General features: G+C 70.3%; 12 protein-coding genes. 5 read left to right on the forward strand and 7 right to left on the reverse strand.

The window, feature by feature from the left end; genetic code table 11:
* Positions 1 to 654 precede the first annotated feature (654 nt).
* Positions 655 to 954: a hypothetical protein gene (locus ACWDZ7_RS39605; protein WP_451803612.1), complete on the forward strand. Its 300-nt coding sequence runs from the start codon at positions 655 to 657 to the stop codon at positions 952 to 954.
* Positions 955 to 999: 45 nt separating this feature from the next.
* Here the strand turns inward: ACWDZ7_RS39605 and ACWDZ7_RS39610 are convergent, their stop codons facing one another.
* Positions 1,000 to 1,926: a hypothetical protein gene (locus ACWDZ7_RS39610; RefSeq protein ID WP_451803613.1), complete on the reverse strand. Its 927-nt coding sequence runs from the start codon at positions 1,924 to 1,926 to the stop codon at positions 1,000 to 1,002.
* Between the two features lie 297 nt (positions 1,927 to 2,223).
* Here ACWDZ7_RS39610 and ACWDZ7_RS39615 point away from each other — a divergent pair, with 297 nt between their 5' ends.
* Complete coding sequence (locus ACWDZ7_RS39615) at positions 2,224 to 2,895, forward strand: HNH endonuclease family protein (RefSeq protein ID WP_451803614.1); 672 nt, start codon at positions 2,224 to 2,226, stop codon at positions 2,893 to 2,895.
* A 68-nt stretch (positions 2,896 to 2,963) separates the two neighbouring features.
* Here ACWDZ7_RS39615 and ku read toward each other — a convergent pair whose 3' ends face one another.
* The 4 genes from ku to ACWDZ7_RS39635 all read right to left on the reverse strand — a co-directional run bounded on the left by ku (position 2,964) and on the right by ACWDZ7_RS39635 (position 4,757).
* Positions 2,964 to 3,878 (reverse strand): non-homologous end joining protein Ku, encoded by a 915-nt coding sequence (gene ku / locus ACWDZ7_RS39620; RefSeq protein ID WP_451803615.1) that lies wholly within the window; start codon positions 3,876 to 3,878, stop codon positions 2,964 to 2,966.
* Between the two features lie 125 nt (positions 3,879 to 4,003).
* Entirely contained in the window at positions 4,004 to 4,336 is a 333-nt protein-coding gene (locus ACWDZ7_RS39625; RefSeq protein WP_451803616.1) for a DUF6233 domain-containing protein, read from the reverse strand.
* On the reverse strand, positions 4,333 to 4,560 hold the full coding sequence (locus ACWDZ7_RS39630) for a LexA family protein (protein ID WP_451803617.1): 228 nt from the start codon (positions 4,558 to 4,560) through the stop codon (positions 4,333 to 4,335). Before ACWDZ7_RS39630 ends, ACWDZ7_RS39625 begins: the two co-directional genes overlap by 4 nt.
* Positions 4,557 to 4,757 carry a hypothetical protein gene (locus tag ACWDZ7_RS39635; protein ID WP_451803618.1) on the reverse strand — a complete coding sequence of 67 codons (201 nt, stop codon included), beginning with the start codon at positions 4,755 to 4,757 and terminating at the stop codon, positions 4,557 to 4,559. The genes ACWDZ7_RS39630 and ACWDZ7_RS39635 overlap by 4 nt, the downstream gene beginning before the upstream one ends.
* 192 nt (positions 4,758 to 4,949) lie before the next feature.
* On the opposite strand from ACWDZ7_RS39635, the gene ACWDZ7_RS39640 reads away from it, so the two are divergent.
* Complete coding sequence (locus tag ACWDZ7_RS39640) at positions 4,950 to 5,189, forward strand: hypothetical protein (protein ID WP_451803619.1); 240 nt, start codon at positions 4,950 to 4,952, stop codon at positions 5,187 to 5,189.
* Positions 5,190 to 5,282: 93 nt separating this feature from the next.
* On the opposite strand, the gene ACWDZ7_RS39645 is transcribed toward ACWDZ7_RS39640, so the two are convergent.
* Entirely contained in the window at positions 5,283 to 7,958 is a 2,676-nt protein-coding gene (locus ACWDZ7_RS39645) for an ATP/GTP-binding protein (protein WP_451803620.1), read from the reverse strand.
* A 199-nt stretch (positions 7,959 to 8,157) separates the two neighbouring features.
* Between ACWDZ7_RS39645 and ACWDZ7_RS39650 the strand changes: the two genes are divergently transcribed.
* Positions 8,158 to 8,433 (forward strand): hypothetical protein, encoded by a 276-nt coding sequence (locus ACWDZ7_RS39650; RefSeq protein ID WP_451803621.1) that lies wholly within the window; start codon positions 8,158 to 8,160, stop codon positions 8,431 to 8,433.
* Here the strand turns inward: ACWDZ7_RS39650 and ACWDZ7_RS39655 are convergent.
* Positions 8,397 to 10,229 carry a zeta toxin family protein gene (locus ACWDZ7_RS39655; protein ID WP_451803622.1) on the reverse strand — a complete coding sequence of 611 codons (1,833 nt, stop codon included), beginning with the start codon at positions 10,227 to 10,229 and terminating at the stop codon, positions 8,397 to 8,399. The genes ACWDZ7_RS39650 and ACWDZ7_RS39655 overlap by 37 nt on opposite strands.
* Before the next feature lie 137 nt (positions 10,230 to 10,366).
* Between ACWDZ7_RS39655 and ACWDZ7_RS39660 the strand changes: the two genes are divergently transcribed.
* Positions 10,367 to 10,843: a helix-turn-helix transcriptional regulator gene (locus ACWDZ7_RS39660; RefSeq protein ID WP_451803623.1), complete on the forward strand. Its 477-nt coding sequence runs from the start codon at positions 10,367 to 10,369 to the stop codon at positions 10,841 to 10,843.
* Positions 10,844 to 10,960: the final 117 nt, after the last annotated feature.

Genomic DNA, 10,960 nt, shown 5'->3' on the forward strand with positions numbered 1-10,960 from the left:
ATGCACCTGCTCGGGGAGGTCATCAACAACTCCGTCGACGGTGGTATCCGCGAGGGCGGCGTCCCGTGTAGCGGGACGGTTTCCGAGATTGTTGCCCGCCGTGCGGGAGAGCCGGGGGCAATCGGGGCCCGCTGGCCTCTGTCCACAGGCCGCCTCGTGCAGGGTCGGCGGATGGATCACGAAGCGCGCTTTTTGACTGCTGAGGGGGGTGTCCGCTTTGGCGTGTACACCGGTCCGATGGCGACACAAACGATGTTGGAATGTTCGGCTCTCGCGGTGTCCACCGCTCCCGTCGGGGCGGTGGGCCGATGAGCGCCGTAGCCGCAGAGGCGGCCGCTGCCGTGGACGGGAGTGCGCCGGTTCGCCGGCAGCGGGTGCGGGTGCCGATGCGTCTGGTGTCCTCGCCGCACTACCAGGACGTGGCGCTGTCGGTGTACGTGAAGGTGAAGGCGCTCGGGATGCGGCCGGAGGGGTGCCAGGCGAAGTCCACGACGATCGCCTCGTATCTGGGGATGTCGCCGGTGTCAGGAATCGCCGATCGGCGGTGCGGTAGGTGCGAGGCACGGCTGGGACGTACGGCGTGCGAGAGCCGGAAGGCACTCTGGTCGCCGAACTGCGCACGTCAAGCGCGGTACAGCGACGCTGCCCATTCGCGTGATCTCCAGACTGTTGCCCGGCGCCGAAGCGGAGATCGTCAGCAGACTCGCGATCGTGACCGACCGCGACGCTTTTAAGGCCCTGCGAACGAAGGCCGGCACCGCCCGGGTGTGGTTCCGGCTCGTACGCTGGCTGCTCGCCCCGCGCACGACGTGGCAGGCACGGCGCCTGGCCGCCGACTTCGGTGAGGGAATGGACGCGAAGACCGCGTGGGTGATGGCGCGCCTGGCCCGTCATCCCGACGAGTTCGGATACGCCATGGCCCACTTGGATGACGAACGCTCCACTGCGAATTGAGACGTGTGAGTTGCCGTGGGCTGCGTCAGGCAGTGCCGGCTGGGGTCAGGCGAAGGCCGTGCGGTTCAGTTCCGCGATCCTCTCGCGGCGCCGGTCATCGAGGGTGCGGCCCCATTTGGTGTTGGAGTAGTACACGGATCCTCCGGTGGTTGGCTCACGGAAATCGATGTTGCATCCGATGTCTGCGTGGGTGTGATCGCACAGGCAGGTGCATCGTTTGTGCTCGACTTCCCAGCCGAGACCGGTGGGGCCGTGGCCCAGGAGCCGGATGAGGTCGGGGCAGGGCGGGCCGTCGGTGGTCTCCAGCCGTACGTCGCCGCCTACAGCGTGCCAGGCATCAGTGCTGTTGATCGTGCCGGGCCCGGCGGTCGCCCGGATGCGGCGGAGCAGGGGCGAGTAGATCGAGGGCGGATCGCAGGGGGAGGCGGTGGCTGCGGCGTAGGCGGCGCGTTCCTCGGGTGTCCACTCCGGCTTGGGCTGCAGCAGGTCGTAGTCGGGGGCGAGGCGGTTGACGACGCGATCCCACCAGTGAGGGTTGAAGCCGGTAAGCAGGATGCTGGCCAGCATGCCGGGACGGTACAGGCAGATGCCGCCCCTCTCCCTGCGGTACCGGAGGCCGGGCACGCCGATAATCCGGTCCTGGGGACTCGAGAATTCGTCGTAGTCGGTCAGCCGGGGCAGGAGGAACTCGACCCAGTAGTAGGCCACATATGGCTCATTGGCGAGCCGGAGGCCAAGCTGGTCCCCATCTGGCCGGACCTGGACGATGCCCAAAGGGTGCTCGCAGACACCGCCGATCTTGCAGCAGGCGAGGAAGACCTCGGTCTCCAGCAGCGCCTGTTCCGGGCGGCGGGCTGCGGGGACGGGAAGCGGCTGGCCGTCGTCCTCGAGGAGTGCGCTGAGGGCTTGGTGGGATTCGCCGGTGCAGCGGCGGCGGTCTTCGGTGAGGGCCAGGGCGGCCTGAGGAGGCATGGCTGTTTTTCCGCGCCGGACCGGCCCCCGGCGGTGAGCGCTTTGTTGAGGTGGTGCTGACGGTGTCGTGCGCGGGTGATGCTTCTGGCCGGTCCTCGGCGAGGGAGCTGCGGGGGCTTCTTCCATCGCGCGGCCGGGCGTTCACGCTGCCCGCGCTGATGACATCCGGTACACGGCTGAGAAGCAAGGAGGCGCAGCGGCTGACGCTTCGGTCCGCCGGTACGACTTTTGCGCTCGTCTGGGTGCAGTCCATCCGATCTGCCCCCGGCGGCCGACGGGGCTCAGTATCACCAGGTTGTGATCACCACCTGTATGCGCGCGGCCTTGGCCGCAGCCTTCCTCACCCTGCCCCTCGCCACGGCATCTCCGGCTTCGGCCGCCGACGCCGACCTGGTCGCGCTTCCGATGACGCTGAAGCAGGCGGTCGCCGCTCTGCCAACGGCCGCGGAGAAACGGGAGGGTTATCAGCGCTCCCGCTTCCAGCACTGGACTGACGAGGACCGTGACGGGTGTGACACCCGCGAGGAGGTCCTCATTGCCGAGTCCCGCACCGCCCCGACCATCGGCCCGGGCTGCAAGGTCACCGCGGGGGAGTGGTTCTCCTACTACGACGGCCAGACCCTCACCCAGCCCCGCGGCCTGGACATCGACCACATGGTGCCGCTCGCCGAGGCCTGGGACTCCGGCGCCAGCACGTGGAGCACCTTGCGTCGCAAGGCCTACGCCAACGACCTCGGTGACGAACGGTCGCTCGTCGCTGTGACGGCGCGGAGTAACCGGTCGAAGTCCGACCAGGACCCGGCCGAATGGCAACCGCCGCTCGCCGACGCCCGCTGCACCTACACCGCCCACTGGGTGGCGACCAAGCTCCGCTGGGGCCTGTCCGTGGACAAGGCCGAACGGAAGGCCTTGCAGGGCCTGGCTGCCGGGTGCGGGCAGGAGACGGTGGAGTACGAGCCCGCCGGCTGACCAATGGGTCTCCGCCCCGGACGCCGGGGCGGGGCATCTCGCATGACTACCTGACGGATCCGCCCCCCCTAGGCGCCGCGCTTCTTGGCCGCCGGGTTCCTCGCCGGAGCTTTCTTCGTGGTCGTCTTCTTGGCAGCCGTCTTCTTCGCGGTCCTCTTCGGTTTCATCTCGTGCACGGTTGCGTGCTCGTCCTTGCCGCGGCTCTCCTGGGCGCGCTGCACCGACTGCTCGAGGGCGGCCATGAGGTCGACGAGCTTCCCGGTCGGCTCTTCCTCGGCTGCCCGTGGGGGCTTCTTGCCGTCGGCCTTGGCGTGGATGACCTCTTCCAGGGCTGCGGTGTATCGGTCAGTGGCCCACTCCTGGCCGGCGATGTCGTCGACGGTCATGGAGTCGATGAGCAGGACGGCCCGTTCGATCTCGTCGTCTGTCAGGTCCAGGGGCGTTGGGGCGATCGCCTCGGGCGAGCGGACTTCGTCGTCCCACTTCATGGCGTGCAGAACGATCACGTCGTCTTTCACCCGCAGCAGGCCCAGTCTCTCGCGCCCGTGCCAGGCAAATTTCGCGATGGCCGCCTTGCTGCTGCGTTCGAGGGCTTTCCGGAGCAGCACGTAGGGCTTGGCGGCGACTTGCCCGTCGCCTTGGAGGTAGTAGCCCTCCCCTATGCGCACCGGGTCGATCGACTCGTAGGGCACGAACGCGGCGATCTCGATCGCCTTCGCGGTGGGGAGCGGCATGTCGTCCAGCTCCTGGTCGGCGATGGCGACGATCGTGTCCTTGCTGACCTCGTAGCCCTTGCCGATCTCGGCAGTGGGGACCTCGCGGTCTTCCAGCTCGCAGATCTTTCGGGTGCGGACCCGGCCCATGTCCTGCAGGTGGTACTGGTGGAAAGAGATCGAGTGGTTCTCGGTGGCGGGGAGCACCTTGATCGGGATGGTGACCAGGCCGAAGCTGATGGCGCCGGACCAGACAGGGCGGGCAGGCATGGCGGTACCTCCATGGTCAGCCCCGAGACGACCAGCCTAGGAAGGCCCGCCGCCGCTCGCATGCCCGGCCGCGCTGCGGTTGTTTTGGTGTCACCGCGTCTTGGCCCGCAGACGGGCCGGCTTCCTCAGTCCAGTACGCCGAGCTCGGTGTCGGGCCGGCAGTGGATGCAGGCGGTGACGCCCTCGTTGAGGGCCTGGCGCGCTTGGGCTAGGTCGGCGCCGCGGCTGCGTTTGCCGGCCATGTGGCATCCGCCGACATGCACGCACACCGCAGGTCTCCCCTGGCCGATGCCCAGCTCGATCAGCCAGTCCGGGGCCGGAGGCCGGGCCTGCCGGCCGCGGATCCGTTCCGCCTCTCGCCGTTCCTCATCCGCGATCCACCTGCGGGTGCGCGCCAAATCCTGCTCCTGTACCCGTTCCAGGAAGCGGAGCACATCGATACGGCGAATGGCGGTCATCGCGCGAGCCGGTAGTTCCTCCAGCTGCCGCTGTCCGCGCGCACAAGGGCGCCGGCCTGCTCCAGGCGGCACAGCTGGTAGTGGACAGAGGAAAGACTGGACAGGCCAACCGCGGCGCCGATCTCCCGCACGGTGGGAGCCTCGCCGTTCTCCAGGATGCGGTCGCGGATGCAGGCCAGGACCGGGCTCGGGCGGTCGGTGATGTCCCAGGAGCGGCGGGTCATGACGGCTCCTGAGCGCGTCGGCGCAGATCGGCCTGCTCGGCACGCGGCACATTCTGGACAAGGCGGCGGGAAAGGTTGATGAGCCGTCGTCGCAGGACGGTGTTGTGGCTGACGCGGGCCTCGGCGAGGGCCTGGTAGGTGCGGGTCCAGTCGCGCTGGGCCTGTACGAGGTCGGGGGAGTAGTTGCTGTGCACCATGCCGCCAGTAGAGCATGTGTTCGAATTCCTGGGCCAGTCACCACCGGGCCTGTGGGCGGTGAGCGGAGAGGGGATCGGCGGAAGGACCGACCGCTGGCCGTACACGCGGGCGTCCCCCCTGGCAGGTCGTGCGGGCGCGATATCGTGGAGTCCTGTTATCTGCGGTTTTTGTGATCTGGCAGGAGTGCCCGCGTGCCTGAGGACCCCATCGCCCACAGTGAGCTCGCTGCCCTGACCCGGCGTTTCGAAGAGGTCGCGGAGAAGCACGACCGTGAGTTCGGGATCATCAAGTCCGACCTGACCGCGGTGCGCCTCCAGGTCGGCAACCTGGATCAGAAGGTCGAGGCACTCAGCAACAAGATCGACCAGAACCAGGCCCAGATCGTCGAGCTGCTGACCCAGCTCGTGGGACAGCGCCCCGACGCCGGCTGACCGCCTCAAGGCCCCGCTGCCGGGTCCTCGCCTGTACGTGACGGTGGCCCCGACCAGACCAGCCTCTGGCCGGGGCCACCGGTGTGTCCGGGGTCAGGTGCTGGCGCGCAGGTATTCCTGCCGGGCCTGGACCAGGCCGCGCCATGCGGAGCGGACGTCGGCCTCGCCGGTGAGCCAGCGGGTGGTGGAGGGTTCTGGCAGGGGCAGGGCGGCCATGAAGTGGGCGATGTCGGCGTAGTAGGCGTAGTCGGCGCCGCGGGTGAGAGCGCGCAGCCGGCTGATCGCGGCGCTGATTTTGTCGTGGTCGTCCTGGACGGCGTGGTGGAAGCACAGGGCCAGTTCCAGGGCGGCTTCCGCGGCTGTCAGGCCAGCGTCGCTGATCTCGGTGCGCAGGAGGCGTACGGGCTCGAGGCTGCTGAGTGCCCCCGCGTCCCGGATGACGGCGGCGATCTTCGTGGTGAGGGTCGTGGCGCGAAGATCGAGCCCCGTCAGCAGCTGGTCGGCGAGGTGGAGTTCGTCGTCAGCCGTCTCCGGGTCGGTGAAGGCCAGGACGAAAGCGCGCTGGGTCTGGCTGGTGGCGCGCTCGCCGGCGATGTGGTGCTGCTCGGCCTGGTCCTGGGCTGTGGCGTAGGCGGCGGCCGCGCGGTCCATGTCGCCGTGCGGCCAGTAGATGTCGCCTTCGACACGGTGCTGACGCCCTTCCCAGCCCAGGCTCTGCGCGGTGGCGTGCGCGGTGGGGAAGTCGCCAGCGAGGCGTGCCAGGTGGGCCAGACCGCGGCGGGCCGCGGGGGCGAGGCGGCCTGTTCCGTTGGCGACGAGCTGCATGCCCTGGCGGGAGGCGGCGGAGTCCCCGAGGTCGCGCTGCGCCTTGGCGAGGTAGTAGACGGTCATTTCGTGCAGATCGGCGGGCAGCAGCTGGGTGCGTGCGACGGCGGCGAGGCGGGAGGCGGTCAGGGAGCGGTGCTCGTGCTGGCGGCGGGCGAGCGTCGCCAGGAGTTCGACGAGAGCGTCGGCCGCCGTCACCATGCCGTCGTCGGCACCGAGGCGGGCCGGCGGGGCGAGTGGTTCCCATACTGAGTCGCTGACGTACGCCCAGGCGGCGTCGGCAAGCCAGTCCAGGTCGAGACGGAAGTCGCGGGCCAGGGCGAGGCCCTGGCGCAGGCAGCCGACCAGCAGCATCCGGCTGCGGCCGGTGCGCGTACGGAATTGTTCCCCGAGCGCGGTGAGCGCGCGCTGAGCGGCCTGTTCCCAGTCGCGGGCCGTCCAGCGGTCGTCGGCCTGGTCGTCGGCGTTGCGGACGGTGGAGCGGATCAGCCCGTGCAGGTGGTGTGGCCACAGCCCGAAGGGGTTTTCGTGGACGAAGGGCCGCTCGATCAGGCGCAGGGCCGGGGCTTGGTGGGTCAGTCCGGCGGCCGCGGTGGCCAGGTCCAGGTCGAAGGCGTCCAGCAGGGCCACGGAGCGCAGGACGTGTCGCTCATCCGCGGTGAGGTCGGACAGGGTGCGGGCGATCAGCGCCGGGAAGTCGTGGTCGAAGTCGGCCGGCTGCGGCGTGCGGCCGGTGCGGCGGATCTCCAGGAACCGCATCACCGACAGGTCGAGGTAGAGCGGCAGGCCGTGGGAGCGGTCGCTGATGACCTGCCGGATCTCCTGGCTGATGAGCGGTTCACTGTCGCGGGTGAGCCGGCGGGCGAGGTGGTCGTCGCAGTCCTCGGGGGAGAAGTCACCGACCAGGATCTGGTGCCCGTGGCCGTGGGACGGGCGGGCGGCGCGGGCGGCCGGGACAGCGGCGGGGGCTGCCAGGCCGGGCCAGGCGTTCGGGCCGGTGTAGTCGAGCTGTCCGTGGAGCGCGGGGTCGGCCCATTGCAGGCGGGAGCGGCCGGTGATGACGAAGAAGCAGTTCGGCATCAGCCACACCAGCCGCTGGATGAGGCGTTCCAGGTCGCGGTGGGTGCGGTCGCCGACGTCCTCGAAGGTGTCCAGCAGGATCACCGGCGTGACGCGCTGGTCCGCCGGGAGCCGGGCGATCTCCCACGCCAGCAGATGGGGATAGAAGGACAGCGCTTCCAGGTCCGCCTCGGCCTCCAGGAGGTCCGCCAGCCGCGCGCATCCGGCGAGAGCCCGTACGGTCTGGCGCCGTTCGCGCAGCGCCCCGGTGAGGGAACCGATCACCGCACCGACCGCCGTGCCGACGGTGCCCGGCAGCAGGAGCGCCTGGGCGGCGTCGGCGAGCGCGGACTGCATCTGCTGCGGCATCACCTTGCCGAACCGGCCCGCAAGACCGCCGCGGCGCAGGTACTCCTCCAGGCTTTCACCGGGGTGCTGGATCTCCCAGTAGCGGCGCAGGGCGATGTCGAAGGCGGGCAGTGGACGGCCGAGCTCGGCGAGCGCGGCGCGGATGGTGAGGATGACGTCCTCAAACGACGTGCCAACCGAAGGGCTGAGGTCGATGCGCACCGGATAGATCCGCTCCGCGGACCAGGCGGGCTCACCCCACTGGGCGGGCCGCTGACCGGTTCCCGCCAGCGCGGCCTCCAGCTTGCGGGACAAGGTCGTTTTGCCGATCCCGCCGACGCCGTGGAACACCATCACGTTGCGGCGCGGGCACTCCAGGTCTTCGACGTCGAAGCCAGGCCCGGTGACCTGCCGCAGGTGCTCGGCCAGCGCGGCCGCGACCAGCTCCCACTGCACCTGCCGGTTGGTGAACGCCTCCACGGCCCTCAGACCCCGGTCATTCGTGCTGAACAGTGCCCGCAGATCCCGGCCTGCCACGTCCCACCCCCGAAACGATGATCACTTGGGCCCAACCTATGCCCGCGCCCAAGTGCTTGGAGAAGCATCCCTTGCGAGCAGGCGGGGTGCGAAGGAGTTCGGCGCCTTCTCTCATGGTGTGTCGCAGCGCTGGGCCGGTGGTCGTGGCCGGGGAGACAATGGCCGTTTCAAATCAAGATCAACACGAAGGTGGTGGGCTGTGTCCGACACTCCCAGCTCTGATTTCTCCGGCCTGGAGGGCGGCGAGGAGCAGGCGGCCGAGGAGGCCATCCAGGAGGTGGTGAACTGGTACAGCAGCCAGCTCCTGGCCGAGCGGCGCGCGCCGGTGCCCGATGAGGAGCGGGTCGAGGAGCTGAAGGCCGGCCGGGAGGCCGCCCTGGCAGACCAGGCTCAGCTGGCGACGGCGGATGTGGAGGAGTCCGGCCGGATTGCCGCCGTCTACGCCGCGCGGCTGAAGGAGCTAAAGGAGTCGTAGTCAGTGTTCCTGCTCGGTACGGGCAGGGGCCAGACGGGCGGGTGCGGCCGGGCCAGGCGAGCCGGCTGCACCCGCGCTGGCATCAACGGCCGGGCGAGCGCCGCGATCTCGTCCAGCTCCTGGCGGTGCCGCGGGAGCGCCCGGCGCAGGCCCTGATGGAGCTGGAGGAAGGCGGCGGCCTCCTGCTCGGTGTAGGGGCGCAGCCGCTCCGCTGTGAGTGCCCACGAAGCCCGTCCGGCGCCGCCGTTCTCATGGCGCAGCAGGGCCTGGCCGTCCCGGCGGATCACCGTGATGGCCGCGATCTGCGGGTGCTGCTCAGCGACGGCGATGATGTCGGCGAGCGCACGGAAGCAGGTGTCGTGTCCCGAGCGGCTGGTGAACCGGCCGGTGCCGCCCCGCTGCAGGGCGCGGGCGTAGCGCAACGCAGTTGAGAGGCGGCTATCAGCCTCCCGTACGGCCAGGAAGACAAGCTCGACAAGGTAGCCGCCGGCCGCGAACGGCAGCGCGCTGGCAAGGAACTCCTCCACACTGCCGGGGGCGGCCTCGACCAGGACGTCGCCGGCGCGGTCGCGAACATACTGCTCGGCCCGGGCGAACCAGGCCCGATAGTCCGCCCGGATCGCCGCTCCGGCACCTCGGGGATCATCGCGCAGCAGCCGGAAGTAGTCGGGGTGCTGGGCCTTGAGGTCGTCGCCGACCAGCCGGGTCGTTCCGGGCCGCATCGCGCGGCGCACCATCCGGGCGGCCAGCAGCTTGCCCGCCCCGGGCTGCCCCATGACGTAGACGGCACGCGGATCGTCCCGGGTGATGATGCCGCTCAGGTAGGACGGGGCGATCAGCTCATCGAAGACCCACCGGTGCTCGGCGGCCGAGAGCCGGTGGTAGTCGACGCCCGGCGCACGCCGTCGGGGCTGCGCGATGCGGCGGACCGGCTCGGCGAGCGCGGCGGCCCGCCTGGCATCCCGTACGACGGCAAGCCGCTCATCATCACCTGGCACATCGCGGTGCACGCGCACCTCGGCGCGGGCGACCTCGTGATGGAACGCGGCTGTCTCCCCGGCCGTCCAGGGACGCGAACGCCCGCGGGCGACCGCCGTGTCAGCGGCAGGCCGGCGGCGCCACGCGCCGTCGACGAGCTCGTTGTCATACAGCACCGTGCCCTCGCGGGTCACCACGGTGATGCGGTCGGCGAGCTGCTCGGCCTCGATGACCGCGAGCGTCGCGAGCATCCCGTCTGCGCACGCGTCATGGTTGGCCCATGACACGTACCGGCCGCCAGGGCCGGTGGTGGCCTCGGTGAGGAAGCGGTCGAGGATCCCGAGCTGGCTCCAGGCCTCCGCGGTCGCGAGCGCGACCACCTCGATCCGGTGCCGGGAGTGGCGGTAGACCGCCGACGAGGTACGGAAGTCGTCGGCATCGGCGAGGGCGGACTCTACGACCGCATCCAGGCTGTGATCGCGGACGTGCTCTTCGACGGCACTCTGCCAGCGGCTGGTGTCCGGCCGGACCCTCGCGCCGGCGGTGCGGACGTCGGCGGCCAGCGCCGCCGCGTAGTGGCGGTGGGCGGCCTTGTAGAGGTCGCGTCCGATCCGCACGGCGCCCCCGCGCTGCCTGAGCGCCGCCTGGACCAGGTCGGCGACCTTGGTCTTCCCCGCTCCGGGCTGGCCGCCGACGATCACCACGACCGGACGGGCCTGAGGCACGGCGCTCGCGGTGGCCGCAGGCAGGATTACGCCTTCCAGGACGGCCTGGCTCTCGCGGGCCGTGAGTACGGCGCAGGCGTGCTGGTCTTCCACGGGGCCTCCAGCCTCGTCCGCTTCCACACTCGCTAGATCGTTTCGAACAGACCATAACCCCAATGAGCAATCCACGTGAAACCCAATGCGAAATTCAATGAGCGATTGAGGTAAGATGCGGTGTGGAGGTGAGCTCTGTGCCCACTGAGGACGAGCTGTTCAGCGCCGTCGATGCGCTGTTGGAAGAGGTCGCCCAGGACGACCTTCCGTCGCCTGAGGAACGCAGGCGCCTGCGGGAAGCCGCCGGGATAAGCCAGGAACAGATCGCGAGGACTCTGAAGAGCCGACGGGAGACCGTCGGGAACTGGGAATCGGGGGTGACCGAGCCGCGGCCGCCCAAGCGCGCCGCCTACGCCCGGCTCCTGGAAGGCCTCGCCCAGCGGTTCCCCGCCCCGGCCGCCGACGCGCCCGCCGCAGCCCCGGCCCCGGTCGTTCCGGAGGCGTTCACCGACCCGGCCCCCGAGCCGACCCCAGCGCCCGTCGCCGTGCCGCCGTCCCGCCCGGCGGCGAGCAGCACCGCCAAGCCGGCGGCCGCGTCATCGCGGCGCCCGGGTGCGAAGAAGGCGGTGGCGAAGAAGACCACGGCGTCGGCAGCCGCCGACGACCCGCGCTAAGAGAACGGTCCGCTCGCGGTCATCGACAAGATTCCCGCCGTCGCGGGCCAGGTCGGCAGACCGCGTCGGCGCCCCGACGCGCTGCTGGCCGACCGCGGCTACGACCACGACAAGTAC

Source organism: Streptomyces sp. NPDC003032 (genome assembly GCF_053591415.1).

Excerpts from the sequence above, each read along its gene's own strand:
- ACWDZ7_RS39610 (WP_451803613.1), bottom strand. The coding sequence starts at position 1,926 with ATGCCTCCTCAGGCCGCCCTGGCCCTCACCGAAGACCGCCGCCGCTGC.
- ku (WP_451803615.1), bottom strand. The coding sequence starts at position 3,878 with ATGCCTGCCCGCCCTGTCTGGTCCGGCGCCATCAGCTTCGGCCTGGTC.
- ACWDZ7_RS39625 (WP_451803616.1), bottom strand. The coding sequence starts at position 4,336 with ATGACCGCCATTCGCCGTATCGATGTGCTCCGCTTCCTGGAACGGGTA.
- ACWDZ7_RS39630 (WP_451803617.1), bottom strand. The coding sequence starts at position 4,560 with ATGACCCGCCGCTCCTGGGACATCACCGACCGCCCGAGCCCGGTCCTG.
- ACWDZ7_RS39635 (WP_451803618.1), bottom strand. The coding sequence starts at position 4,757 with ATGGTGCACAGCAACTACTCCCCCGACCTCGTACAGGCCCAGCGCGAC.